Origin of the sequence: Bacillus sp. EB600, from assembly GCF_024494385.1 — a bacterium.
In the GTDB taxonomy this organism is placed as follows: domain Bacteria; phylum Bacillota; class Bacilli; order Bacillales; family Cytobacillaceae; genus JAEVLT01.
The window spans coordinates 45,649-71,350 of record NZ_JAEVLT010000007.1 but is presented as its reverse complement, the minus strand read 5'-3'; the positions used below and the strand labels follow the sequence as shown (position 1 = coordinate 71,350).

25 protein-coding genes are annotated in these 25,702 nt (G+C 39.1%); 1 reads left to right on the top strand and 24 read right to left on the bottom strand.

What is annotated here, in order from left to right; translation table 11 throughout:
• Nucleotides 1-58: 58 nt before the first annotated feature.
• The 4 genes from JN080_RS09890 to JN080_RS09875 all read right to left on the bottom strand — a co-directional run bounded on the left by JN080_RS09890 (nucleotide 59) and on the right by JN080_RS09875 (nucleotide 3,554).
• On the bottom strand, nucleotides 59-550 hold the full coding sequence (locus tag JN080_RS09890) for a hypothetical protein (protein ID WP_256235810.1): 492 nt from the start codon (nucleotides 548-550) through the stop codon (nucleotides 59-61).
• Between the two features lie 267 nt (nucleotides 551-817).
• Nucleotides 818-1,732 carry a VOC family protein gene (locus JN080_RS09885; RefSeq protein WP_256235809.1) on the bottom strand — a complete coding sequence of 305 codons (915 nt, stop codon included), beginning with the start codon at nucleotides 1,730-1,732 and terminating at the stop codon, nucleotides 818-820.
• Between the two features lie 12 nt (nucleotides 1,733-1,744).
• Complete coding sequence (locus JN080_RS09880) at nucleotides 1,745-2,239, bottom strand: aromatic-ring-hydroxylating dioxygenase subunit beta (RefSeq protein WP_256235808.1); 495 nt, start codon at nucleotides 2,237-2,239, stop codon at nucleotides 1,745-1,747.
• Between the two features lie 16 nt (nucleotides 2,240-2,255).
• Nucleotides 2,256-3,554: an aromatic ring-hydroxylating oxygenase subunit alpha gene (locus JN080_RS09875; protein ID WP_256235807.1), complete on the bottom strand. Its 1,299-nt coding sequence runs from the start codon at nucleotides 3,552-3,554 to the stop codon at nucleotides 2,256-2,258.
• A gap of 366 nt (nucleotides 3,555-3,920) precedes the next feature.
• Between JN080_RS09875 and JN080_RS09870 the strand changes: the two genes are divergently transcribed.
• Nucleotides 3,921-5,444: a S8 family serine peptidase gene (locus JN080_RS09870; protein WP_256235806.1), complete on the top strand. Its 1,524-nt coding sequence runs from the start codon at nucleotides 3,921-3,923 to the stop codon at nucleotides 5,442-5,444.
• A gap of 96 nt (nucleotides 5,445-5,540) precedes the next feature.
• Here JN080_RS09870 and JN080_RS09865 read toward each other — a convergent pair whose 3' ends face one another.
• From JN080_RS09865 to JN080_RS09770, 20 genes are all read right to left on the bottom strand, one after another.
• Nucleotides 5,541-6,173: a TetR/AcrR family transcriptional regulator gene (locus tag JN080_RS09865; protein WP_256235805.1), complete on the bottom strand. Its 633-nt coding sequence runs from the start codon at nucleotides 6,171-6,173 to the stop codon at nucleotides 5,541-5,543.
• A 178-nt stretch (nucleotides 6,174-6,351) separates the two neighbouring features.
• A complete protein-coding gene (locus JN080_RS09860; protein ID WP_256235804.1) occupies nucleotides 6,352-7,422 on the bottom strand; it encodes a phosphotransferase family protein in 1,071 nt (356 codons plus the stop codon).
• Between the two features lie 343 nt (nucleotides 7,423-7,765).
• Complete coding sequence (locus JN080_RS09855) at nucleotides 7,766-8,827, bottom strand: LLM class flavin-dependent oxidoreductase (RefSeq protein WP_256235803.1); 1,062 nt, start codon at nucleotides 8,825-8,827, stop codon at nucleotides 7,766-7,768.
• A gap of 244 nt (nucleotides 8,828-9,071) precedes the next feature.
• Nucleotides 9,072-10,214, bottom strand: a complete 1,143-nt coding sequence (locus JN080_RS09850) for a CaiB/BaiF CoA transferase family protein (protein WP_256235801.1) — start codon at nucleotides 10,212-10,214, stop codon at nucleotides 9,072-9,074.
• Nucleotides 10,215-10,256: 42 nt separating this feature from the next.
• Nucleotides 10,257-11,018, bottom strand: coding sequence for an SDR family NAD(P)-dependent oxidoreductase (locus JN080_RS09845; protein WP_256235800.1), 762 nt, complete (start codon nucleotides 11,016-11,018; stop codon nucleotides 10,257-10,259).
• Nucleotides 11,019-11,088: 70 nt separating this feature from the next.
• Nucleotides 11,089-12,303, bottom strand: a complete 1,215-nt coding sequence (locus JN080_RS09840; RefSeq protein WP_256235799.1) for an acyl-CoA dehydrogenase family protein — start codon at nucleotides 12,301-12,303, stop codon at nucleotides 11,089-11,091.
• Between the two features lie 42 nt (nucleotides 12,304-12,345).
• Entirely contained in the window at nucleotides 12,346-13,143 is a 798-nt protein-coding gene (locus tag JN080_RS09835) for an alpha/beta fold hydrolase (protein WP_256235798.1), read from the bottom strand.
• A 201-nt stretch (nucleotides 13,144-13,344) separates the two neighbouring features.
• Complete coding sequence (locus tag JN080_RS09830) at nucleotides 13,345-14,334, bottom strand: 3,4-dihydroxy-2-butanone-4-phosphate synthase (protein ID WP_256235797.1); 990 nt, start codon at nucleotides 14,332-14,334, stop codon at nucleotides 13,345-13,347.
• Nucleotides 14,335-14,352: 18 nt separating this feature from the next.
• The gene (locus JN080_RS09825) at nucleotides 14,353-14,889 is read right to left on the bottom strand and encodes an NADPH-dependent FMN reductase (protein ID WP_256235796.1); all 537 of its coding nucleotides are present in this window, start codon (nucleotides 14,887-14,889) and stop codon (nucleotides 14,353-14,355) included.
• A gap of 102 nt (nucleotides 14,890-14,991) precedes the next feature.
• Nucleotides 14,992-15,492 (bottom strand): flavin reductase family protein, encoded by a 501-nt coding sequence (locus JN080_RS09820; protein WP_256235795.1) that lies wholly within the window; start codon nucleotides 15,490-15,492, stop codon nucleotides 14,992-14,994.
• 193 nt (nucleotides 15,493-15,685) lie between these two features.
• On the bottom strand, nucleotides 15,686-16,864 hold the full coding sequence (locus JN080_RS09815) for an acyl-CoA dehydrogenase family protein (protein ID WP_256235794.1): 1,179 nt from the start codon (nucleotides 16,862-16,864) through the stop codon (nucleotides 15,686-15,688).
• Between the two features lie 37 nt (nucleotides 16,865-16,901).
• A complete protein-coding gene (locus JN080_RS09810; protein WP_256235793.1) occupies nucleotides 16,902-17,603 on the bottom strand; it encodes an ABC transporter ATP-binding protein in 702 nt (233 codons plus the stop codon).
• On the bottom strand, nucleotides 17,587-18,363 hold the full coding sequence (locus JN080_RS09805) for an ABC transporter ATP-binding protein (RefSeq protein ID WP_256235792.1): 777 nt from the start codon (nucleotides 18,361-18,363) through the stop codon (nucleotides 17,587-17,589). Before JN080_RS09805 ends, JN080_RS09810 begins: the two co-directional genes overlap by 17 nt.
• Complete coding sequence (locus JN080_RS09800; protein ID WP_256235790.1) at nucleotides 18,350-19,360, bottom strand: branched-chain amino acid ABC transporter permease; 1,011 nt, start codon at nucleotides 19,358-19,360, stop codon at nucleotides 18,350-18,352. The genes JN080_RS09805 and JN080_RS09800 overlap by 14 nt, the downstream gene beginning before the upstream one ends.
• A 6-nt stretch (nucleotides 19,361-19,366) precedes the next feature.
• Complete coding sequence (locus JN080_RS09795) at nucleotides 19,367-20,305, bottom strand: branched-chain amino acid ABC transporter permease (protein ID WP_256235789.1); 939 nt, start codon at nucleotides 20,303-20,305, stop codon at nucleotides 19,367-19,369.
• Between the two features lie 13 nt (nucleotides 20,306-20,318).
• Complete coding sequence (locus JN080_RS09790; RefSeq protein ID WP_256235788.1) at nucleotides 20,319-21,566, bottom strand: ABC transporter substrate-binding protein; 1,248 nt, start codon at nucleotides 21,564-21,566, stop codon at nucleotides 20,319-20,321.
• Nucleotides 21,567-21,644: 78 nt separating this feature from the next.
• Nucleotides 21,645-22,850 carry an acyl-CoA dehydrogenase family protein gene (locus JN080_RS09785; protein WP_256235787.1) on the bottom strand — a complete coding sequence of 402 codons (1,206 nt, stop codon included), beginning with the start codon at nucleotides 22,848-22,850 and terminating at the stop codon, nucleotides 21,645-21,647.
• Between the two features lie 44 nt (nucleotides 22,851-22,894).
• Entirely contained in the window at nucleotides 22,895-23,680 is a 786-nt protein-coding gene (locus tag JN080_RS09780) for an enoyl-CoA hydratase/isomerase family protein (RefSeq protein ID WP_256235786.1), read from the bottom strand.
• Nucleotides 23,681-23,740: 60 nt separating this feature from the next.
• Complete coding sequence (locus JN080_RS09775) at nucleotides 23,741-24,511, bottom strand: 3-hydroxyacyl-CoA dehydrogenase (protein ID WP_256235785.1); 771 nt, start codon at nucleotides 24,509-24,511, stop codon at nucleotides 23,741-23,743.
• 25 nt (nucleotides 24,512-24,536) lie between these two features.
• The gene (locus tag JN080_RS09770) at nucleotides 24,537-25,688 is read right to left on the bottom strand and encodes a thiolase family protein (RefSeq protein WP_256235784.1); all 1,152 of its coding nucleotides are present in this window, start codon (nucleotides 25,686-25,688) and stop codon (nucleotides 24,537-24,539) included.
• Between the last annotated feature and the right edge of the window lie 14 nt (nucleotides 25,689-25,702).

Here is a 25,702-nt window from a genome sequence, read left to right as displayed (position 1 = left end):
CATTATCGTCATTATCTGATAAATGGGAAAAATAGCTTTGAAAAATAAGTGATTCTTGCTATTTTTCCCAATACTTATAGATCAGTTCTTTGAAAATGTTATTTAAATCTTTTACCTTTTGTTTAGTTAGCCACTCAGTTTGATCGATCGGTAAATTTAACTTTAACGTGATCTTTTCATTAGGCATTTCCACTTTTCTTATCTCTTCAATAGTGATGCCTTCTTCTAGATTTGGATATGAGGAATCACTTTCATGAACAATCTGAAAGTCTGAGTACTCATCTAAGTCACCTAGTTCCACGTACACATTCAGCTGTGGCAATCGTCCTGATAGGACTTTTACATGCATAATGGAACTAATGATTCTGCCATCTTCTAATTCAATCTCGACAATTAAAGTTTCTTCATTTTTATACCTTTTTACAGCAACCTCACTGACAATCATATCTAATTCTAAGGTCAACACCGAACTTGACTCGAAAATATAAATCATGCTCTTAAAGACATGAATTATTTCACCATCGATTTTTACTGATTTTACATCAACCATAATAATTCCCCTTACAATATGCCATTGATAAATAGCTATTATCGTCTTTTAATGGAGTAATAGTCTATTAAAATTACTTTCTGATTAAGGAAGGATCCTATATGTATTTTAATCAAATTGAAACGTTTTATAAACTATAAAAAAATAGTTGGCAAGGAAGTTTAGTTACTTTCCTCACCAACTATAGCAATTTTATAATTTTCTCATAATTTCATTAGTTTACACTATGCATGTGTTATTAACCTATGCTATAATAAAAACAAGTTATCAAACTGGCATTAAGCCTTTAACTCCGATGCCCGCCATCTTATGATCTGCAACCTGGCCACCCCAGAGATCGATGGTTTCTGGGTCAGGTGCCAAATACTTTGGCTTGCGTGGATTGACTTCCGAGAATTCCTCCATGCCAAAGCTGTATTCTATTGTTATGCCATCCGGATCTAAAACATATAAGAAAATCGCGCCTGAGGGAGCATGTCTGCCAGGACCCATTGCTATACTCACACCGTTTTTCTTGAACCGATTGACAGCTTTGCCAATATCATCAATTGTCGAAACCATAAAATTCACATGGTGAAGACTAGTATCTTGGCCTTCAAAGACAGCGAAGGAATGATGATATGGAACTGGGAAACATCTGAACCAGGTTCCGCCTTTGTTCGACGATCCTGTACCAGATAAATAATCTGAAATGGCAAAATTGAACACATCATTATAGAAATTTGTGGCTTTTTCAACATCCGGCGTTTTTAAGACCACATGGCCTAATTTTTGAATTTCGGCCACAGTTGGTTCGAACTCTAAAGGTAACTGAGACATATCACTATAGAATTCAAAAGTTACGCCGAAAGGATCTACTACCCGAAAAGATTTTGCCTGTTGAAGAATATCCAGCTCTTCTAAAGACACCAGTTGCGGGTTTAACCCTTGGCTTGAGAAATAGTCAAATGTTGCATCTACCATTTTCGGTGCTTCTAATTCCAGTCCAATTCGCTTTAATCCTGGATTAGCATCCTGTGTAAGAATCAGATTATGATGATCACGGCTGACGCGGTAAAAAGCAGTGTTCGGAACGTCGGACTCTACCCGTTCCAAGCCAAGTAATCTTCCATAAAAGTCACAGGATTTTTCAAGATTGCTTACATTTAGAGCAACATATCCTAGCTTTGCGTAGCGAATCATTCTTACATCTCCTTATAAGATAATACTGATTCTTGAATGTGGTCGAAGTCCTTCAATGTCAAGAATTGCTTTACGGTCTAAAATTTTCAATTCGTTATTTTCAGTAATAAGGGTATAATTGTACTTGCCAACGTAAGCATCAGTAAAGCCATATCTCATCCGATATACGATAAAGTTGGCTGCAATTTCGATTTTGCCATCTGCTTCATTCACAATTTGAACGTTCGTAATAAATCTCCGAGTGCGAGACCTAGGGTTTTCAGCATGTGAAAATTTGCTGCTTAAACGTTTTACCCGTGCTGTTAATCTATGATAATCATCAGCAATGAAGTAAAGAGAATCTTTGTAGTCTCCATCTGCATTATCTGTAGTTGGAACAGAGTATGTTGAATCTTCTGTCATTAAAGTTAACCACTCGTCTAATTTCCATGAATCCAGTAAATCTGCTTCTTTATATAAAAACTGCTCAATAGTTTGCTGAGTAATTTTTTCCTCCGTAATTTTCATAATTCCGCCCCCTCTATTATATTAATTGTTCTGTTTCTGCTTTATTTGTTTGAGCTGCAGCTTGGTCTTCCTCCGGATCCATTAACTCAACGTACTTTCTCCAGAAGGATCTCATTTGTTTTTCATCCGTTGTTGGTGAAACTTCACGGTCCATGCCTCTTGAAATATCAGACCACTCAACTTCATTGATAGTATTTTTAAATCCTAATTGAGCTGTTTCTAATGATTCAATATCATCTGGTGTTGCAAAGCCGCTTGGTCCAAGGAAGGTTAAGAACGTATCTAAACGATGTTCCTTTTCTTGTGCATTTTCATCAATTGGTCCTAATGCCCATGCAGTTACTTCCATATAATCAGTGCTGATTGGATTAAATGTCCGAATAGTTAATGACATGATGTCATTGATGATTAAGTTAGGGAAAATCCACACGTTTCTGCTGACGTCACACATCATATGAGCTTTTTCTTCGCCAACTCGTTCAACAATTTTCGCACGTAACTTAGCAATCCGTTCCTTTGTTTCTTCATCCCAATTTGCTTGGGCTTTCGCGATTGGTCTTCCCCAAGGTGCTTCGTATTCCATAACGGCATGGCCGTTTCCTAATGATTTTCCTTGGCCATATAGCCCTTTTGAAACATCCTGACCTTCATCCGTCAAATATTCAAGGTATGTTTTGTGATTATATGCAACGTGATAGCCATCGATACTATTTTCACCCAGAAGCTTCCAGTTTGCTCTGATTGCATATTTTTGTGTTCCTTTTAAAACTTCCATTCCGACTGCAGACTGATCTGCAACATAATCTAAGTATAGTGCTGCTTCCCCTAAATATTCTTCCAAGCTGATTGCATTATCGTCGTAGTTACAGAATACAAAGCCTTTATAGCTTTCGCTTCTTACCTCATGTAAACCGTAGTCTTTTTTGTTAAAGCTCTTTGGATAGCTGGCTTCCATAGGTACACCAACTAGAGCGCCATTTGTTTTAAAAGACCATGCATGGTAAGTACATAAGAAAGTTTTACAATTCCCATTTTCGCCTCGGCATACTAATGATCCTCTATGAGTACACGTATTTAATAATACATGGAATTGTCCTTCGTCATCGCGAGTAAAAATGATTGGTCTTCCTGCAACATTTCTTGTGTGAAAGTCTCCGCTATTTTTTAGTTCTGATTCATGGCCGACATAAATCCAGCACTTACTAAAGATATTTTCTTGTTCTTCTGCTAAAATCTCTGGGTCAACAAATGTTTTCCGGTTAACCAAAAACTTGCATTCTTCTTTATTGTCAATAACATAATTTCTTTTTCCCATTTTTTTCACCTCTATAAAGTATTGTTTAACTCAAGATTGATTGGCTTACATCCCCTTTGCTGCGCAGCAGCAGCTGTAACCCCTTACATTTTACTCACCACCTTAGCATTGCTTTGATGTCTCAGAATATTTTTAGATATTCTGATATTTGTTTTTGTACTTCCTTTAATATTCTGAATTTTTACTACGCTATTAGCATATCACTTTTTGCAAAATTTCGTCTAATAGAAATAATCTTTTAATTGTTACTATTTCCCTATAAAATATTTATACTACTGTGATATTCGCCGTTGCAATTCTCTCAATCTTGAATACTTTATTGTATGCCGGACAGGCATGACAAGCATCTTTGAGGGGAGAGTTAAGGTGAATGAAATCATTAGTTTGTTAGTAGGTTTTGTTCCCCAAACAACTAACGAACAAAAGAATCAATTACACAGCAAGGTTGGAGCAAGGCTTGTTTCAAGGTTTGATGCAATTAATGTGGAAGTAGTTGAAGTATTGAAGATAGTGTTTCAAAATGTTTTAAATGTTTATCAATCTTCTCATCACGTTGCATTTGTAGAGGAAAATACCACATATTCTATAAGTTTTCAACCAAACGATCCATACTATGAACAACCTAAACGGGTATTATATGATGGTCCTCAAAGCCAATGGGGACTTAAACGAGTAAATCCAGAAGCAGCATGGGAGTTAGCCCGAAAGATTGATCGCAAAGTAACGATCGCGATTTTAGATACAGGAATTGACCCTAATCATCCTGATCTGTCATCCAAAATTGTTAAACCAGTTAATTTTACCACTAAAGACCGTAATGATTTTAAAGACGAAAATGGCCATGGAACACATGTTGCTGGAATTGCAGCAGCTGTAACAAATAACAAAAGAGGTGTAGCTGGAATCAGCTATAATTCAGCAAAGATCATGCCCGTAAAAGTGGCAGGTCCCAATGGAGGTAAGGCGAAATGGCTCATTGCAGGTATTTTATATGCTGTCCTTAACGGTGCTAAGGTGATTAACATAAGTATTGGCGGACCGCCCTTTAGTCTGGCATTCCAACGTGCTATTGACTATGCTTGGTTAAAAGGAGTTGTCATTGTAGCAGCTGCAGGAAATGGAGGCAAAAACAAGGTCGAATACCCTGCTGGATATAATTTTGTACTAGCTGTTTCTGCTACAAATAAAGCCAATGATCTTGCTGAATTTTCGAACTGGGGAATGAATATCGGAATTTCAGCGCCTGGCACGAGTATTCTCTCCACTACTCCAACTTATTCTACCCCGCATAAAATGCGATCCTATGATGCACTGCAAGGAACTTCGCAAGCGACGCCTTTTGTTAGCGGGTTGGCTGCACTCTTATTTGCTATTTACCCAGATTTAAGTAATGCAGAAGTGATTCAACTTATTCAAAGGGCAGCTGATCCCATAGATGAGAAAAGTAAACAATGGAATAACTTTTACGGGTATGGGTTATTAAATGCTTCTAATGCTGTAAATCGTAGAACGGGAAAAACGATTCGTAGAACTACTAGGAGAGGATCATCCAGGAGAAGTACCTCAGGAAGACACACTCCTGATAAAGGCGCTAAGATTCGAAAAGGCAGTTTTTATGGACAAATTGTCGACCAATTAGGTAATCCTATAGCAAATGCAATTGTATCCGCTCGAATTTCTGGAAAGATTGTCTCTACCTACAAAACAAAAACGAATGTTCACCTTGAGAATAATAGCCTGGGTACTGATGGTATGTTCCGCTTACACAACCTTCTTCCAGGAAGATTTAGTATATTCGTGGAATTACCAGGGCAGCCAGCCTTGAAATGGGGGACTTCTAGCATTATAGGTGGAGCAGATACACTATTGCGGTTAGTTTGTAAAACATAACTTCAATTAAACTTAATCGCTGGCATGTTTTCCTAAATTCCCCAGACAAGAACAAAATCCCGCTGGGTTGGCGGGATTCTTTATTTTCATCAACATTTAATGATCAGAAGTAGAACACAAAAGAACCTTATCCATGATCCCCTGAAGGATAAATTTTTTAAACTGCACATATATTTCCTGAAAAGAATATCCATTTGTTGGTGAATACCAGCGCTGCATGTAATTAAACACACCGAATATCGCAAAAGTCAGCAGTTTGGGATCTAAATCACTTCTAAATTCTTTCTTTTCAATTCCCTCGATTATTATGGTTCGGAGCAGGCGATCAATTTCATCCCCCAATGTTGCGATCTCTCCGCCAAATTCTGATTTAAACCATTCAATTGAAATCCAAACAAATAGTTCACTTTGGTACCGTTCAAAACCATTAATTTGGTTTTCTAATGCTTTTTCTAATTTTAGTGTCGGCGAATCTGCCGAGTTAACAATTCCCTTCAAATTTTCCGTCATTTCACTTAACGGCCTTTCAACAACTGCATATAGCAGGTCTTCTTTTTTATCTATATAGTAATAAAGGCTTCCTTTCAGGATTCCAACCTCATTAGCAATATCTTCTAATGTGGCCTCTTTATATCCTTTTTCTCGAAAAATTTTGGCCGCTGCATTGATAATTTTAATGAATTTCTCATTTGATTTTTTTGTTGGCTTTTTTATATTTGAATTTCCCATACTCTTTTCCCCTACCCATCCAATAAAATTATTTGAATAATTGTACCCCTGGAGTCTCCACCATAAAACAGATGGTTGTTTGAAAAAATTCTATCATTACTTCTATTGTTTCACAATTGTATAGTCATATGGGTGAACATAATTTTGGGATGGGGAAAAAGTAATCTTTATCAAAATCTTAATAATTTCCTGTTTCAGACACTTCATATGCATAATACATAAGGTTCTTTACTTTTTTAATAAAGGTTTCGAACCGTTCGTCCTTCGTCTGCCCCACTTTCCAACGATAATAAATCTGTTGCAACACAACTGCGAGTTTAAAATACGTAAAAACCATATAAAAGGTCAGAGAAGGAATGTCTTTGCCAGTTTTTACAGCATATCTTTGGATAAAGTCTTTTCGCTTAATGAATCCAGGCAAGGTTGTAACAGTTGGCAGGCTATCTTTTAGGTAATCAGGATCTTCTTCCTCCATCCAATAACCTAATGCACACGCTAAGTCAAAGAATGGATCGGCAATCGTTGCCATTTCCCAATCTAATATGGCCTCGATTTGTTTAAACTCCTTTGAAAGCAGCATATTATTTAATTTATAGTCATTATGAATAATGCTTGCATACTGGGATGATGGAATGTGATCTACCAACCATTTCGCCATAGGCTCAAAATAGGGAATTTCATCCGTTTTAAACTTAATGTAACGGTGGATCCATCCATTTACTTGTCTTTCCAAAAAACCATTTGGATGGCCAAAATTAGCTAAATCCGCCTTTTCATAATCGACAGAATGTAATTGTGCAAGTGCATCGACAACAGCGTAAGATATTTCTTTACATAACTCCTTTGAAGCAGTAAACCCGGCTGGAAACTTGTAGTCCAATACAACTCCATGTTTTCGCTCCATTACATAAAATGGTTCACCCAGCACTTCCGGATCATTACAATAAACATATGGTTTAGGAACAAGTGGGAATACTGGATGAAGTTTTGTTAAAAGATCGGATTCTCTTTTCATATCATGTGCCTTTGGAGGTAAAGGACCTGATGGTGGACGACGCATAACAGCTTCCCATTCACCACTGCGAATGAAGTATGTTAAATTAGAGACTCCTGTAGGATATTGTTTTACCTCTAAAGGTTTATTGGGAAATCCATCTACATGTTCATTTAGAAAACTTCTTAGCGTTTCCTGATTGAATTCCTCCCCCTTTCGAATGGGGATTGTTTCACTATATTGTGATTGATTCACTTTTTCACCACCTAATAAAATTTTCAAAATAAATCTACCGTTTGTTTGTTTTTTATTATAACAAGAATAAAACGTTGATTCAATACCATGTTTTTAATTTTCAGAAAATTTATTGAAAAACCTGCCGCTGCAGCCTTGTAGCTTGAATTGACTAGGAAAATTATTTATATACCATGGTCACTCTTGTCAATAAGCTCCCACCAAAATAAGAGGCCCTCCTGAAATATTTCTATCTACTGAAATAGAGGGTAAATGAATTTTTCATTTACCCTCTCTCTCTTATTTTATTAGTCTAATTTTGAATATCCTATTCCCTACTTCTAAGTAAAATTATTATAAATAATTAGACATTAACCTTTTTTGCTGTAGATTTAAAGTAAGGTAAAACCTCGTCTGCAAATCGTTTCATTGTTCTCATAACCTTACGGTGTTCCATATCTCCCATCCGGAACCAGCAGGACATACTATTAATTCCAGCTTCTTCAACGACCTCAAGCCGATTAACCGCTTCCTTCGAATCCGCTAATATAGCAACTCCCGATTGATTTAATGCCCCAACATTGACTGGGCCGTCAAATTCTTTTGCTACTTCAGCAAACCGCTCATAGGTAGCAGGAGCCTGTGTTCCTTTTGCACCAGGAATTAACTCAAGCACTTTGTTAAAATAAACTGCCATCTCTTTTTCAACGTTCTTTATCGCTTGATCAGTATCATCAGCAATGTTCATTTGCAAATTCATGTGAATCGATGGGTTTATCCCTTTTTGAACTAAACGATTTCTAGTTCGTCTTGTATATTCAAGTACGTCATCCATAACCATTAGAGTAGGCGTTACCATAAATTCCTGTGCGCCTCTTTCTACCATGAGGTCAAAGGATTCAGGGCTAATGCAAGCATGATAGAATGGGATTCTCTGCTGGACCGGTTTTGGCGTTAATCTTAAGTTGTCAAATTCATAGAATTCTCCGTGATAGCTAAACGTTTCATTACTCCATAACCCTTGAATGATGTCTACATACTCCCAGAACCGTTCTCTCGTTCTTTCTAAACTAATCCCAAGGCCTTTCGCCTCACTTGGTTGATAGCCGCGTCCCGCGCCAAACTTTAAGCGTCCCTTACTTAAGACATCCACCATCGCATAGTCTTCGGCAATACGCACAGGATTGTCGAAATTCAGGATACTAACAGCAATTCCAATATCCATCTTTTTAGTAATTTGTGAAATGGCAGCTGCCGCCACCTGAGGAGAAGGCATACTTCCATAGGCACTGAAATGGTGCTCTGCTAACCACACGCTCTCAAAGCCTATTTCTTCACCATACTGAATTTGTTCCAGCATTTCCCCGTAAGCGCGTTCATAATTTTTGTCATGACACTCATTTACATAAAAAAGACCCATTTTCATTTACCAAACACTCCTTTTAATAAAATTTTATATGAAATATTTGAACTACCATGGATAAAAGTGAAACCGCTTGTAATGTAAATCAAACGTTTGTTTGAAAAATAACAACCATTTTACCATTTACTAAAAACAAACAACCATTTGATTTTATTATAATCATGCTTTCGATTATATGCAAGAATATTCTGAATTTTTTTACTTTTATTTATTAGAAGTTTAATAAGCTTCCTATATGACAATTCCTTTAAATTTTCCCTTTTACATAGCCAAGCTCGTCAAAAATTTCTTTATTGTGTTCTCCTAATAGAGGAGCATTAGAATATATCGACCCAGGGGTATCTGAGAGCTTGATCGGTATGCCTAATTGTTTGCCATTTATACCTGGTACCTCGCGAATCATTTGACGATCTGTAATTTGCGGATTATTGATTAATTCTTCAAACGCTAGCACTGGAGAAACGCATGCTTCTAAGTTAGTATATATCCCAATCCACTCTTCTAAAGTCTTTCTTTTGATTATCATCCCAATTTGATTCTTCATGTCATCTTGTTTGGATTGAGGTGCATCAAGAAATTCAATCAAGTCCTCTCTTTCGATGCCTTTACAGAACTCGGTCCAAAACTTCAGCTCTAAAGCACCCACTGATAAATAGCGTTGATCCAAGGTTTCATATACTTCATAGCATGCTTTTTCACCTGATAACGGCAGCTCACCTCTGACCGGTGGATGATTATTTGCTAAATAGTTTGGGAGGGTTGTTTGTAGCCAGGATACAGCTCCGTCCAACATGGAAATGTCGACAAACTGCCCCTTGCCGGTACTATTTCTGGCTTGGATAGCCAGCAGAATCCCAATTACAGCCATTAAAGATCCACCTCCGATGTCGGCAATCTGCACGGCTGGCGGAAATGGTTTTCGATGGCGCTCCCCCTGCAAATTTAGTAACCCTGCATAACTAATATAATTCAAATCATGACCAGGCAAATTGGCATAAGGACCGGTTTGACCATAACCCGTAATCGCACAATAAATGATTTTAGAATTAAGGGTTTTTAATGTTTCATAGTCTAACCCTAATCGTTCCATTACACCAGGACGAAAAGATTCAACCACCACATCGGCCGTTTTAACTAATTCTAAAAAAATTTCTTTGTCTTTTTCAGATTTCAAGTTAAGGGTGACACTCTTTTTATTTCTATTCAATGAAGAGAAAATTGCGCTGTCCGTTCCAAGCTTTGGCTCTTCCAATCTAGCATAATCACCTGTATTTGGTTCCTCAATTTTAATAACCTCTGCGCCAAAATCCGCCAAAAACATTGTACAATAGGGACCTGGTAATAACCGCGAAAGATCTAAAACGCGAATGTTATGAAGTGGTAGATTCAAAAATGCCTACCTCCTTTCTATATTTCTATTTACCTACCTTTTCTACTCCGCAAGTGTTCCGCCATCGATAAAAAATGTCTGTCCTGTAATATAATCAGCTGCATCTGAAACAAGAAACAATGCGATTTGTGAAATATCCTTCGGTTCACCTAATCTTCTTAATGGGATTGCCTTAATTGACCTTTCAAGCCATTCTTTGTTTTCCATTTCCGTTTTGTTTATTTCAGTCCCAATTAGTCCCGGTGCAATCGAATTAACATGAATGTTATAGCGTGCCCACTCAGCAGCCAACGAGCGAGTTAAATGAATAACTGCTGCTTTGGTTGCCGTATAAGGTGCAATCCGTTTGTAAGGCTTTACCCCTCCGACTGATGAAATGTTAATGATTTTTCCGGAATTTTGCTGAATCATGATCTTTGCTGCTTCCTGGCAGCTGAAAAATAATCCTTTTATGTTGACATCATTGATATAGTCCCAATCCTCTTCCGACACCTCGATTGCAGATTTTGTTACATTTGCTCCTGCATTATTCACTAAAACGTCAACTCTCCCAAATTCCTCCATCGCCCGATTAAACAGGTTGCGAATATCGGATACGCTGGACACATCACATGAAACGGTTACGGCTTTTCTGCCCAGCTTTCGGACATCACTTGCGACACTCTCACAGCTTTCCTTATTTCGACTAGCTAACACCAAGTCAGCCCCGCTTGCAGCAAACTCCCTTGCCATCTCAGCTCCTAATCCTCGACTACCTCCCGTAATGACAACCACTTTCCCGCTAATATCCAGTATCTTTCCCACTTAGTTACCTCCTTTGACCTCATCGATTGTTCAGGAATACCCCCTTGAGAACAGATAATTAACCATTATTTTACCTTCGAAAATTTTCTGCTAATGGTTTATTTATTTTATTTTGGTATTCCTTTAAAAGTCGTTTTGCCACAACCATCCGATGCACTTCATCTGGGCCATCGTAAATATGGGCTGCTCTTGCTTCCCGATAGAACGCTTCCAACGGTGTATCCTTTGAGTAGCCTAAAGAACCATGAACCTGAATGGCCCGACTTATTACATCATTTAAGATTTTTGCCCCATAAAATTTGATTAAGGCTATTTCTTTTCGTGCATCTTCCCCTTGGTCCATTTTCCATGCAGCATGAAGGGTCATCAGTCTTGATGCTGAAATTTCCGCTGCTGAATCTGCAATGAAATTTTGAATCGTTTGCAATTCAGCTAGTGGTTTTCCACGGGTTTTTCGTTTGAGTGCATAATCAAGCATTAAATCAAAACTGCGATTCATGACGCCTAACCAGCGCATAGCATGCGTGATGCGGCCGGGACCTAATCTCATTTGAGCTAGTTTAAATCCTTCGCCTTCCTTGCCCAATATGTTTTCAGAAGGGATTCGGCAATTAGTAAAGTGGATTTCCCAATGTCCGCCTTCACTGAAATCCCCCATTACACCTATATCGCGAATCAGGTCAAAGCCAGGAGTTCCTTTATCGACAAGAAACATTGTTGCCCTTTCATGTGGAGGTGCGTCAGGATTCGTAACAGCCATTACAATCGCAAAAGAGGATAATCCAGCATTACTTATAAACCACTTTTTACCATTAATCACCCATTCATCGCCATCCTTGACAGCCCTTGTTTGTAATCCCGTTGGATCTGCCCCCGAAACATCAGGCTCTGTCATGGCAAAGCACGAACGGATATCATCATTGATAACAGGTCTTAAATATCTATCCTTTTGCTCAGGGGTTCCTGCTTTCAAGAGGATTTCTGTATTCCCCGTGTCAGGAGCAGCTGTTCCAAATACTCTCGGACCAATTGGACTGCTTCCCAATAACTCGTTTAATAGCCCAAGAAAAACATTTCCTAGACCTAATCCACCTACCTCTATTGGAAGATGGGCTGCCCATAAATTCTGGTCCTTTACTTTTTTTTGGATAGGTTTTAGAATCTCATCTGGTAATCCTATTCCTGGCATAATATGTTTTTCTGCAGGATAGACGTCTTCTTCCATTATTTTTTTCGCCTTGGATAACAGTTCTTCTTGTTCACCAGTTGGACTAAAATTATACATGTCATTTCCCTCCCTCTTTTATTCAACATTTTTGTTATCCTATTAAGAATGAATAAAAGAAACTAACTCCTCATTAAAGCGATCAATTTCTTCGATAAATGGTGCGTGTGAACTGTTTTCAAAAACGACCAATTTTGCTTCTGGTATCTCTTTTGCAGAATATTCAGATAAAGAAAGTGGAACAACTCCGTCATGAAGCCCATGAAAAAGGGCCACCGGTATCGAAATATCACCTAATTTATTTCGTAAGTCAATCTTACCTAGGTCTTCCATTGTCTTTTCCGTAAACCAACTTTGCTCCATGAATATATTAAAAAACCAATCTTTCATCGGTTGACCAACATCTTGGTGAAAGCAGCCATCAGCAATGGCGCGTAACAGAGATGGGCGGTTCAGCCGCATCGCTGTTAACGTTTCTTTAACAGCTTCTTGGGGGAAACCCAGTTCAAAATCAACTGTATTCGTATACCGGGGGACTGCCCCGCCAACTGATACTGCCTTAATCACCTCGCCGCCGCGATAGCGAGTGACATAATCCATTACAATCGATCCCCCGGCCGACCAGCCAACAAGGGTCGCATCTTTTAAAGAAAGTTTTTGGATAACTTGATGAACATCATCTGCTAGTTTAGAGATTTCATAGCCATGTGCAGGCTTATCAGATTTTCCACAGCCGCGGCAATCAATGGTAATTACCCTGAATTGCTCACTTAAATCAACTACCTGTCTTTCCCAAACCATCCGGTTCATACCCCATCCATGAACAAAAACAATTGGTGCACCTTGACCCCGATCTTCATAGTAATACTGAACATCTTTTTCCACTTCTACGTACGGCATCGATAAATCCTCCTTTTGAAAGATAATCTATTATTTTTCTTTCAACCCTTGCTGCACTTTGAAAGGTGACTGACCACTTAAACGATTCAAAAAAAATCTAACGTTTGTTTGATTTTTATTATAGCAAGCACTGATGACATATTCAATAATATTTTTAAATTTTCTGAATTTTATTTTGCCACGAATGTGAGAGTAAATCTTCTATGAAAACAATAGAGTGAATCTGCTTTTTGCCAAATCACTGTCTATATTTATTTGGTTGACTAATTCCATAATACTAGGGAAGGCAATTTCTTCTCTTAAGAAAAAACAAACTTTTATATCGATGTTATGTCCATATAAGTCTTGATTAAAATCAAAGATGTGGACTTCATAGTGCATTGAATTTTTATTTTCATTAAAAGTAGGTCGATAGCCGACATTCATAACTCCAGTAAATTCTTGATTATTAAAGTGAATTTTAACGCCATACACCCCTGGCAGTAAATTGAGATTCTGTTCGTAAAGATCTAGGTTTGCCGTTGGAAAACCCAGGCTTTTCCCTATACCTCTACCATACATTACCATACCCCTAAATGAACAAATTTCCTGATCATTTCTCATCTTTAAAATTTCACTTAAATCAATAATTGGTAAACGATATAATTCTGAAATCTCTTCAATCTCATCTTTACTAGCTATTTCCCCGTTTACATTTAATATTTCCGACATGTATCCGACATGATTGTCAGATACTATTTTTGTTAGATCCACTACTGCTTCCGTAAGATCAATACGCTGAAGCAAACCATTCTTCTTGCTTATTAAAGGAAAAATATGACCTGGCCTTTTGAAATCATTCGCTTCAACCTGATCACTTGTCATTGCTTTAACCGTATCCGATCTTTCAAAGCTAGAGATTCCAGTTGTTGAATCTTTAAAATCAACTGAAACCCCAAACGGTTTACGATCCTCATGATCATGATTTTTATTCATTTTAGGAATTTCCAAGTGTTCAGCTCTTTCCTCTGTTATGCATACATAGATTAAACCTTTGCCGACTTTTGTCATTAAATTAATTTTTTCAGAGGTTACATGTTCACCCAAACCTATTAGGGTACCAATGTTTGTTTTTAAGTCATCATACATGATAATTAATTCACCATCTTTAAACTGACTTACTGCAAGTTTAGGAGCTGAGACAACACGCATAATTGATCAACTACTTTCTTATTGATTTAATTGATTACACATATATACGATTTGTTCAGAAAACATTTTTATATTTTTCAACAGCTCTGAATCTACTATTTCATTTTGCACATTAAAATGGGCAGAATGGGCAAACACAAAACTTGGTGCAACATAGGCTTGTAAATACCCTGCGATTGGCTTTAATTGATTTTCAATCACAAGGTAATGCTGATGGTTTCCCCCTGTCGCTGCAAAACCCATTACCTTATTTTTAAATACAGACGGAGGCACCAAATCAATTAAATTTTTTAATGCTCCACTGAATGACCCCTGAAAAATAGGGGTTCCAAAAATATAACCATCAGCAGAGGAGATGAGATCAATTATTTTCCTAGTATCTCCTGTGTAATCTGATGGTGGGCGTCCATCACAAAACTGAACATTGTACTGTTTCAGGTCTACTACTTCAACTGCTGCTTTAGGATTATTGTTTTTTATTTCCTCGATTACCTTATTTATAACGACTAAGGTCTTTGAACCTGTTATAGTACCCGATATCCCAACTATTTTCATTGATCACTGCTCCTCTATTAAGATTTTTAAGAATGGACTGTTCCCAAGATCTTGATTGAACTTAAAATCCTCTATTTTCATACAATCGCAAATTAAAGAAGATTATTTATTAGGCCAATTTGTTGGAATCGGGCCGATATTTCTGTTGAAATAAAGCAGCGGGTCCTTGTCTTGTTTAGTTAAATCAATCACTTCACCTAGCAGGATTACATGGTCACCTGCCTCTATTTGTTGAATCGTTTTACATTCAAATACACCTAATGAATCGGTAATGATCGGCAAACCATGCTCGGATATCCTCCAATCAACCTTTGAAAAACGATCCGCCTCTTTTCCGGCAAATGCCCAGCAAGCATCCTTTTGATCTGAAGATAATGTGTGGATGGCAAATTTCTTTGTGTTCATAAATTTATCAAACGAAGATACCTTTTTATCAATACACCACAGCACCATAAGCGGATCAATCGAAACAGAGGAGAAAGAATTTACGGTAAGTCCAGCAGGTGAGCCTTGTTCATCCATCGTCGTGACAATCGTAACTCCGGTCGGATATTCACCCATGATTTCCTTAAATACATTAGCCTTATTCATGATTTCTTTCAAAAACGATCACCTATCCTTTTAAATTTTTTTTAAAATCTTCGCTGTGTTAAACTTGTATGTTGATTTCCGCTACAAGCGCTTCGCTTTCCGCTCCAATCAACGCCGATGCGAAATCAACAATTTCCTAGTTAAGAACTTAGTATTTTAAAAATCTTATGGTTAATTGCTTCCAAATCATTTATGATAGATTTCCCTACATCCCTAAATTTTTTGAAATTATTTTTTTCATCATTTCATTTGTTCCGGCAAAAATAGACGTAACCGCAATATCCCGATAACGGCGGGCAATTTTATAATCTTCCATATACCCATAGCCACCATGGAGCTGCATGCATTTTCCAGCGCTTTTCTTGGCCATTTCGGTTATCCACCATTTCGCCATTGAAACTTCTGTTACGATGTCTTTGCCTTCCATATGCTTCCCAATGAGTTCATCAAGAAAGGTTCGGCCGAGTGTGATCTCCGTAGCAATTTCCGCCATTGTAAACTGTGTGTTTTGAAAGTGGCTGATCGGTTTTCCGAAAGCTTCGCGCTCTTTTATATAATCCATCGTTAAGCGAAACATATCTTCAGCCGCTGCTTGAGCATTTACTGCTGCGATTATCCTTTCTTGCTGCAATTTTTGCATCATATAACGAAAGCCCTTTCCTTCTTCTCCTAGCAAATTTTTTGCTGGGACGATTGCCTGATCAAAAAACATTTCTGCCGTATCGGAACTATAATGGCCTACCTTTTCAAGCTGACGACCACGTTTGAACCCCGGAGTATCCTTGTCGACCAGCAATAAGCTTACGCCAGTATACGGCGGGTCTGCTTTTGGATCTGTTTTACAGGCAACCAAGATTAAATCTGCCTGAATTCCATTAGTAATGAATGTCTTTGCACCATTCACAACATAATGATTTCCCTCTTTGATAGCTGTTGTTTGAATACCAGCCAAATCGGAACCAGCGCCTGGCTCTGTCATCGCGATGGCAGATATCATTTCACCAGTAATAAACAAAGGTAAATACTTGCTCTTTTGTTCCTCCGTTCCAAAGGAATCAATATAAGGAGCAACAATATCGCAATGCAGGGGAATTCCCATTAAGCCGGATCCTACCCGTTCAAGTTCTTCGCTCAAAATAACCGAAAAGCCAAAGTCCGCTCCAAGCCCTCCATATTCTTCATCAATCCATGGACAAAGAAATCCCTTCTGACCTAATAGGCGCCAAAATGATCTAGGAACCATTTTTTCCTTTTCCCATTGTTCAAAAAATGGGAGGGCCTCCTTCTGTAATACCTTTCGAAGAGAATCCCGAAATAAAAAATGTTCCTCTGTAAAAAAAGCACGCGAATCATGATTTCGTTCCAGCTGGTATTTCACTTTCATTCTTTCACCACCTTGTACAAGCTCTCGTTACACTTTCTTATCCTCCTAGATAAAGTCGACGTACTTCATCATTATTTTTCAAATTCCTTGACTCGCCTTCGAGGGCGATATGACCGTTTTCCAATACATAAGCGTAATCGGAAATGGCTAGCGCCATATTGGCATTTTGCTCGACAAGCAAAACCGATGTACCTTCTTTATTTATTTTTTTAATAATCTGAAATATTTCAACAACCAGATTTGGAGCAATACCAAGTGACGGTTCGTCTAACAGCAGCACTTTCGGTTGTCCCATTAATGACCTTCCAATCGCGAGCATTTGCTGTTCTCCGCCGCTGAGTGTTCCTGCTTTTTGATTCACACGTTCCTTTAATCTTGGAAAATAGGTAAAGACTTTTTCCAAATCGTGTTTTATTTTCTTATCTCTTCGTTTGTAAGCACCAATTTTTAAGTTTTCTTCAACCGTGAATAGAGGAAATACCCTTCGATTTTCCGGACAATGAATAATACCTCTCTTCACAACACGGCTTGGGGATTCTTTTAACATGGATTGACCATCTACTTCATAAAAGCCATTTTTCGGTTGAATCAGCCTTGAAATGATCTTTAATGTTGTCGATTTCCCAGCACCATTCCCTCCAAGCAATGAAACGATTTTGCCATCGTCTATTTTCATTGAGACGCCTCTTAATGCATGGACATGGCCATAATATACATGGACATCAGCTAATTGGAGCACCTTCACTCACCTCCCCCAAATAGGCTTCAATGACAATCGGATCGTTTTGAATGTTTTTTGGAAGTCCTTCAGCAATTTTTTCTCCAAAGCTCATAACTGTAACAAAATCTGAGATTTTCATAACTACCGACATATCATGTTCAATTAAGAGAATCGTATAATTCATTTCTTCTTTTAAACGCAGTATGAGCTGACTAATTCTTTCAGTCTCAACAGGATTCATTCCTGCTACGGGTTCATCCAATAAAATAAGCTTTGGATCCGCTATAATCGCTCTGCCGATATCAACCATTTTTTGATAACCAAATGGCAAATTGGATACTTTTTCATTAGCAAAATCAGTGATGGTCAGCAACTCCATTACTTCGTATGCCTTTTTAAGTGAGCGCTTTTCCGTTTCTCTCACGGAGGGTAAATTTAAAGCAATCGACATAATGTTTTTCTTCAAGTGTGGATGAAGACCTGTTAACAAATTTTCAATTACACTCATTTCCGAAAATAATTCAACATTTTGAAAGCTGCGTGCAATCCCTTCCTTTATCACTTGATATGGTTTGAGCGGAAGCATATCTTTACCGTTGAACTCAATTGCCCCGCTAACTGGTGTGTAGAAACGGCTAATACAGTTAAACACTGTTGTTTTACCGGCTCCATTCGGGCCGATAATGGAAAAAATATTCCCCGCTGGCACCTCAAACGAAAGCCCATTAACAGCGGTTAATCCAGAGAATTGTACAGTAACATCTTTAAAGATTAGCACTCTTTGCAGCACCTCCTTGCTCGTTGTCGGAGAGTAAGACTGTTTTTTCTTTTTTCATTGCTGAACGATGTTTCTTGATGTTTAGTAACTTAAGTAATGAAACGAACCCGAGAGGACGGAATAATATAAAAAGCACCACAGCTGCACCAATCATTATGTTGGTTGCCCCAATAAAGGACCTTGTTAACTCCGGAATAACAGTGAAAATCACTGCCCCAATCATTGCTCCAGGTAAGGACGCTAATCCTCCAACAACAATCATCGCAAGTAATAAAAATGAGGTGACGACAGTAAAGTCATTTGGACTGACAAAGCCAAACCAATATCCATATAGTCCACCGGCAAGCCCCGTGAAAAAGGCGCTAATTACAAACATAAGCGTTTTGTAAAATGAAATATTGATGCCTGTTGCCTGTGCAGCTACTTCGCTTTCGCGAATAGCAATAAAGGCTCTTCCCATCCGGCCCTTTAAAATGTTATGCAGCAGACATGTGCTTAAAACGATGATGACCGCAACTACATAAAAAAACTGAAGATCACTTGACAGCCATTCTGGCCGAGAAACGGATACTCCGGAGTATCCACCAGTGAGAGAATCCCAATTTAGGGCAATTAGCGGGACCGAAATACCGAATCCTAAGGTGACGACTGCTAGGAAATGCCCACTTAACCGGACAGCAGGGAGGCCGATAAGGAGCCCAATGATGGCCGTAATAACCCCTGATGCGGGGAATGCAATAATAAACGGCAAGCCCAGCTTGGTGGAAAGAATGGCAACTGAATATCCCCCAACGGATAAAAAACCTGCATGGCCAACTGATATTTGACCTCCAAAACCAATTAACAGATTTAAGGCCATAGATGTCATTGCATATATACAAATAGTGACGAAAATAGTCATTAAATATCCTGATTGACCTACAAGTAGTGGAAAAGCAAACAATAGAAGAATGAGTAAGACTATCCATGCTTTTTTAGCTGCCAATAGATTTTTCAATATAGATCACACCTTTTTGACCATTTTTACTCCGCCAAAAATGCCTTGTGGACGAAGATACAGTACCACCAGAATCAATAAAAAGACAAAAACAATTTTCATTTCCGGTCCAATATAATAGCTTATTAGGTTTTCAAAAACACCGATCATTAACCCGCCCATTACTGCCCCAGGTAAACTGACAAATCCACCCAAAACAGCACCCGCAAACGCGAGAATTAAAACTTCCGACATCATGTTTGGACTCAGGAACGTGACAGGGGCAGTCATCATACCAGCTATCCCTCCAAGCATTGTTCCAATTGCCCAGGCTCCCATAAAAACTGATGTCACTTTTATTCCCATTAATTGAGAAGCCATCATATCTTGAGAGCATGCCCTTATCGCGAGGCCAATCCTTGTAAAACGGAATAACAAGAAAAACAACAGCATCAACGTAATCGTAATAACAACAATGAATAATTCATTTGGTGAAATATAGATGCTTCCAACATGAAAGGGTTTTCCCTTAAATGCTTCTGGAAAAGAAGCCGGCTGATATCCCCAAACAATTCCAGCTGCCCCATTAAACATCATAAACAATCCGAGTGTTAACACTACTTGGTTTAAATGTGGGGCGGATTGGATCCTTTTCATGAACACCAGATAGACTATCAAGCCAAACATGGCAGCAAATACAAGTGATAAAAACAGAGAAACAAGGTATGAATAACCAAAGCTTGATAAAAAAACAAAGCTTATAAAGGTTGATATCATGGCCATTTCTCCATGAGCAAAATTAACAACCTTTGTTGTTTTAAAGATTAATACGAGCCCTAAAGAGGCTAATGCATAAATGCAGCCCATAATTAAACCACTTACAACGATTTGCATGTAAATTTCACTTTCCTTCCATTTTATTTTTGCGGAGAGGAATGAGGGCAGATATACAATCATATCCGCCATTTTACCGAAATACCTATTTGTTATACTGAATTTTCCCTTTCGCCGGATCAAATGTAATTGGTTTTGTAATCGGGACAATCTTTCCATCTCTAGCTTGAGTCATGAACATTGAAGTTAATCCGAAGTGATTATCCTTTGAAAATGTAACACCTGCATAAATCGACCCTTCCCAATGGTCAAATGAGTTAAAGGAGTTGAGGAAGTTATCCCATGTCAATTTGTCACCGGTTCTTTTTAGAGATTCTACCATTACTTGAGCTGCAGCCCAGCCTATTTGCGACAAGCCTTCCGGAGAATCATTTGGATAATCTTTGCTGAATCTGGTAACAAACAATTGCATTTTCGGGTCATTTGGAACCATTTGCGGCATTGGATAGGTTGCACCGGAATATGTTCCTTCCCATACATCCTTACCAGCTAATTGAAATAATTTATTGTCATTTGCCCCTACTGAAGAAACGATATATTTTGGTTTATCAAGCCCAATCTTGTGCATAGCCTTTTTTAAATTAGCAGCAGGCGTTGGACTGGCAAAATTGATAATCGCATCCGGTTTTGCTTGTTCCAGCTTTTGAGCTTGTGAACTAAAATCAGTATCTGTTGCAAGAAAGGCAACTTCAGACACGATTGTAACACCAGGGTAATTTTTAATAACTTGGTTGATTTCCTCAAGTCCTTCTTTTCCATAATCATCATTTTGATAGGCTATCGCAATTTTCTTCGTACCAAGCTCATTAATGGCATAATTCAGGAACACTTGCGCTTCAATTCGATAATTCATTACATCTGAACCTAAATAATTTTTAAGTGGCGGGTTGACAAATTGTTTTGCCCCAGAGCCTACCAGTACCATTGGGACTCCAGTTTTAACAACATAATCTTTGATCGCTGCATTACATGGGGTACAAACATTTGCCAGCATGGCAAATACTTTATCTTTTTCAACTAAACGCTTTGCCAGCTGAACGGTTTTTGCTGGCTGGTATTGATCATCATAGGCAATAAGCTTTAATTTCCGACCGTTTACTCCACCATTTTCATTAACATAGTTAAAGTAGGATTGAATTCCTTTCCTAACTACATCATAGATGGCAACGGATCCTGTCTGCGGCGCTATGTGCCCAATTAAGATTTCATCTTTTGTTACACCTTGTGCATTTTCTCCTCCAGTTGAACTCGTTTCCTTACTGTTACAAGCGGCTAATGTGAAAACTAAAATAATACTTATACATAGGACAATAATCCTTCTATTAAAACTCATGTAACCCCTCCTACTATTGCTAAATTTACTCGTTTTTACGCTATTACCATAAAGAGTACACTTAATAAGGGGTACGTCTTAGTCAAACCTTCTTAATTCTAATTTTGCGACTGCCTCTTGATGCACTTCATCAGGACCGTCTGCAAGGCGAAGGGTTCGGGCATGGGCCCAAATCTGTGCCAATGGGAACACGTTACTAACTCCTCCTGCACCATGAACCTGTATGGCCCGATCAATTACCTTTAAAGCCATATTAGGGACAATCACCTTAATCATCGCGATTTCTTTTCTTGCTGCTTTGTTTCCCACCGTATCCATCATATGGGCAGCATTTAATGTCAACAATCGTGCTTGATCAATTTCGATGCGGGAATCAGCAATCCAACTGCGGATGACTCCTTGTTCCGCGATCGATTTACCAAATGCAATCCGGCTCTTAGCCCGTTTACACATTAATTCTAAGGCCCGTTCAGCCATTCCAATCAGCCGCATACAGTGATGAATCCGTCCAGGTCCAAGCCTTCCTTGGGCAATTTCAAAACCCCTTCCTTCTCCAAGAATGATATTGGAAGCAGGAACCCGTACGTTTTTAAATTCAACCGTTGCGTGTCCATGTGGGGCATCATCATAGCCGTAGACTGGGAGAATTGATTTTATTTCTACTCCTGGCGTTCCCATTGGAATAAGAATCATCGATTGTTGTTTGTGTCTTTCAGCGTCAGGGCTACTTTTACCCATTAGAATTAAAATTTTACAACGTGGATCGGCAATACCAGATATCCACCATTTTTCCCCATTAATCACATACTCGTCTCCATCTCTCTCAATTCGAGTAGCAATATTGGTCGCATCTGAGGAAGCCACATTTGGTTCCGTCATCACATATGAAGAACGAATTTCCCCATTTAATAAAGGAACAAGCCACTTCTCCTTTTGCTCACTTGTCGCGAACTGTTCGAGCAGTTCCATATTCCCCGTATCTGGTGCCGAGCAATTAAATACTTCGGGGCCGATTAAAGAGCGGCCCATAATTTCTTTTAATGGTGCATATTCAAGATTTGTTAAACCAGCTCCATTTTCACTGTGCTGTAAAAAAAGATTCCACAAGCCAGCTTCTCTTGCTTGTGATTTCATTTCTTCCATAATCGGCGGGATTTCCCACCGGCTTGTTCCGGATTTAAGCTGTTCCTCATAAACGCTTTCGTTCGGATAAACAACCTCTTCCATAAACGCGGATAATTTTTCTTCCAGCTCTTTTACTCTTTCACTCTTTTCAAATATCATTGAATAACCCTCCAGATCAAAAGAATATAGACTACCATATTTTATTAACGATGTGTAAATCTTGCTGAACGCTTCTCAATAAAGGCTTGCACTCCTTCACGAACATCATTTGTCCCAAATATATCCAGGAAAAGTTCAGCTTCAAGTTCGATGGCTGAATAAAGGTCTTTTTCTGCTCCTTCATTTACTGCTTTTTTGATACGGCCTAAAGCTTGTAAGGAAAGTCCAGCCATTTTTTTCGCCATGTCTTTGGCACATTCCATCCCCGTTCCTTTTGGAACAACCTGGTTTACCAGGCCAATTGTTAATGCTTCCTTTGCCGTTATCGGGTCGCCAGTAAACATTATTTCCTTTGCCTTTGCCTCCCCGACTAATCTCGGTAGTCTCTGTGTGCCTCCGGCTCCAGGGAATAGACCTAATTTAACCTCAGGCAGTCCAAGCTTTGCATGGTCTTCTGCGATTCTAATATCACAGGCTAAGGCAAGTTCGCAGCCAGCACCTAATGTGATTCCATTTAATAAAGCAATGGTGGGCTTTGGTAAATCATCAATCATATTAAACACTTCATTGTTGGCCATCGTAATTTTTTTCAAATCAGCTTTTTCTAAATCAATCCATCCAGGGAATTCCTTTATATCAGCTCCTGCCATAAAGGCTCGATCTCCTGCTCCGGTTACAATAACAACGATGATCTCAGGATCTTGATAAACAGTAGTAAAAGCGTTCTTTAACTCTTTTGTCACTTGACTACTTAGGACATTCATTGGTGGATTATCAATTGTGACTATTGCGATACCTTCGTGTGTTTCGAGATGAATTAGACGACTCATTATGACCACCTTCCCCTTCATTGCTAAATTAATCTATTAATCATTATTTCTTTTAATTTTTTATTTAGGCTGCATCCGAATAGCGCCATCTAATCGGATTGTTTCTCCATTCAGCATTGGATTTTCAATAATGCTTGCAGCAAGCATTGCATATTCAGATGGGTAGCCCAGACGTGATGGAAATGGAACCATTGCACCAAGCGATTCGCGCGCCTTTTCCGAAAGAGTATCAAATAAAGGGGTCTGGATAAGCCCTGGGGCAATCGTCATCACTCTGATTCCATATCTAGCTAATTCCCTTGCAATTGGCAGGGTCATCCCGACAATTCCTCCTTTTGAGGCGCTATAGGCAGCTTGACCAATTTGCCCTTCAAAAGCAGCAACCGAGGCTGTGTTAATGATAACACCCCTTTCTCCTTCTTCATTCGGCTGATTTGTCGCCATTTGTTCAGCTGCTAATCTTATAACATTGAAGGTTCCAACCAAATTGATTTGAATAATTTTGTTAAACCCCTCAAGGTCATGAACCGATTCCCGACCTAATACCTTTTTGGCAGGGCCAATTCCCGCGCAATTTATTACCGTATTGATAGAGCCAAATTTGTCGATTGCCTGTTGTAAGGCTGCTGTTATCTCTGCTTCACTTGAAACATCTGCTTTTGTAAAAAGAACGTTTACTGAACCTAATTTTTCAACGATTGCCGCCCCTTTTTCCTCAGATAAGTCTACAATTACCGCTTTGCCCCCGTTATTAACGATTCGTGTTACAGTAGCTTCTCCCAGTCCAGAACTTCCACCTGTGACGACGGCAATACAATCATTCATCTTCATTTGCAATTCCTCCTCTAATTTAATGCTAATTTAATCTTTCCAGGATTGTCGCATTTGCCATGCCATTCCCCTCACATATAGCCTGCAGACCAAACTGTGCTCCTGTTCTTTCCAGTTCATGTATAAGGGTGATCATTACACGGGCACCACTTGCGCCCAATGGGTGACCAAGGGCGATTGCACCGCCATTAGGATTCAGTTTGCTAGGATCTGCTTTGGTCTCTTCCAGCCAGCACATCGGAACTGGGGCAAAGGCTTCGTTTACTTCAAAAATATCAATATCCCTGATGCCCATGCCAGCTTTGGTTAGCACCTGTCTGGTTGCTTCGATCGGCCCGGTTAACATTAATGTCGGATCGGATCCAATTACAGAACGAGCAACCACTTTAAACCGTGGTTTTAGACCCAATTCAAGTGCTTTTTCTTTTGACATAAGCAGTAAAGCTCCCGCTCCATCACTCATTTGGCTGGAGTTCCCCGCATGAATGATACCGTTTTCAGCAAAGGCTGGTTTAAGGCTGCCTAGCTTTTCAATGGTGGTCTCGCTTCGTGGACCTTCATCCTGGGTAATCACTTTTGTTGTACCGTCTGCCAAGGTCACTTCGATTGGCATGATTTCCCGTTTAAATCGTCCCTCCGCTTGGGCTTTAAGAGCCTTTTTGTGACTCGCTAAGGAAAATTCATCTGCCTGCCTGCGGGTAATTCCCCAATTTGCCGCAATACGCTCAGCTGATAACCCTTGATGGATAAGCTCATGTTTTGAGGTGAGATTTTTGCTCCATTCTACTCCTTGAGCGTTGGATAACATTGGGACACGCGTCATGCTTTCAACTCCACCCGCGATGACTATATCCATGTCTCCGCTTAAAATAGCCTGTGAAGCAAAATGCACTGCTTGTTGACTAGAACCACATTGGCGGTCAATTGTCGTTCCAGGAACATGAATCGGAAACCCAGCTGTCAATGCGGCTGTACGGGCAATGTTAATGGCTTGTTCACCAACCTGGGTAACACATCCTAGAATGACGTCCTCAATCAGGTCTGCGGAAATGCCCGCTCTAATGACCAATTCTTCCAAAACTTTAGCTGCTAGGTCATCAGGCCGTTCGTTGCTTAACACCCCTTTTCTTTTGCCGGTCGGTGTTCGAACAGCTTCAACGATCACTACTTCACGCATCGAAATTCCCCCTG

Excerpts from the sequence above, each read along its gene's own strand:
- JN080_RS09785 (WP_256235787.1), bottom strand. The coding sequence starts at position 22,850 with ATGATATTTGAAAAGAGTGAAAGAGTAAAAGAGCTGGAAGAAAAATTA.
- JN080_RS09825 (WP_256235796.1), bottom strand. The coding sequence starts at position 14,889 with ATGAAAATAGTTGGGATATCGGGTACTATAACAGGTTCAAAGACCTTA.
- JN080_RS09855 (WP_256235803.1), bottom strand. The coding sequence starts at position 8,827 with ATGAAAATGGGTCTTTTTTATGTAAATGAGTGTCATGACAAAAATTAT.
- JN080_RS09880 (WP_256235808.1), bottom strand. The coding sequence starts at position 2,239 with ATGAAAATTACGGAGGAAAAAATTACTCAGCAAACTATTGAGCAGTTT.
- JN080_RS09795 (WP_256235789.1), bottom strand. The coding sequence starts at position 20,305 with ATGGCGGATATGATTGTATATCTGCCCTCATTCCTCTCCGCAAAAATA.
- JN080_RS09890 (WP_256235810.1), bottom strand. The coding sequence starts at position 550 with ATGGTTGATGTAAAATCAGTAAAAATCGATGGTGAAATAATTCATGTC.
- JN080_RS09790 (WP_256235788.1), bottom strand. The coding sequence starts at position 21,566 with ATGAGTTTTAATAGAAGGATTATTGTCCTATGTATAAGTATTATTTTA.
- JN080_RS09830 (WP_256235797.1), bottom strand. The coding sequence starts at position 14,334 with ATGCGTGTTGTCTCAGCTCCTAAACTTGCAGTAAGTCAGTTTAAAGAT.
- JN080_RS09885 (WP_256235809.1), bottom strand. The coding sequence starts at position 1,732 with ATGATTCGCTACGCAAAGCTAGGATATGTTGCTCTAAATGTAAGCAAT.
- JN080_RS09775 (WP_256235785.1), bottom strand. The coding sequence starts at position 24,511 with ATGAAGATGAATGATTGTATTGCCGTCGTCACAGGTGGAAGTTCTGGA.
- JN080_RS09865 (WP_256235805.1), bottom strand. The coding sequence starts at position 6,173 with ATGGGAAATTCAAATATAAAAAAGCCAACAAAAAAATCAAATGAGAAA.
- JN080_RS09770 (WP_256235784.1), bottom strand. The coding sequence starts at position 25,688 with ATGCGTGAAGTAGTGATCGTTGAAGCTGTTCGAACACCGACCGGCAAA.
- JN080_RS09835 (WP_256235798.1), bottom strand. The coding sequence starts at position 13,143 with ATGCCGTACGTAGAAGTGGAAAAAGATGTTCAGTATTACTATGAAGAT.
- JN080_RS09780 (WP_256235786.1), bottom strand. The coding sequence starts at position 23,680 with ATGAGTCGTCTAATTCATCTCGAAACACACGAAGGTATCGCAATAGTC.
- JN080_RS09815 (WP_256235794.1), bottom strand. The coding sequence starts at position 16,864 with ATGAAAGTGAAATACCAGCTGGAACGAAATCATGATTCGCGTGCTTTT.
- JN080_RS09840 (WP_256235799.1), bottom strand. The coding sequence starts at position 12,303 with ATGTATAATTTTAGTCCAACTGGTGAACAAGAAGAACTGTTATCCAAG.
- JN080_RS09875 (WP_256235807.1), bottom strand. The coding sequence starts at position 3,554 with ATGGGAAAAAGAAATTATGTTATTGACAATAAAGAAGAATGCAAGTTT.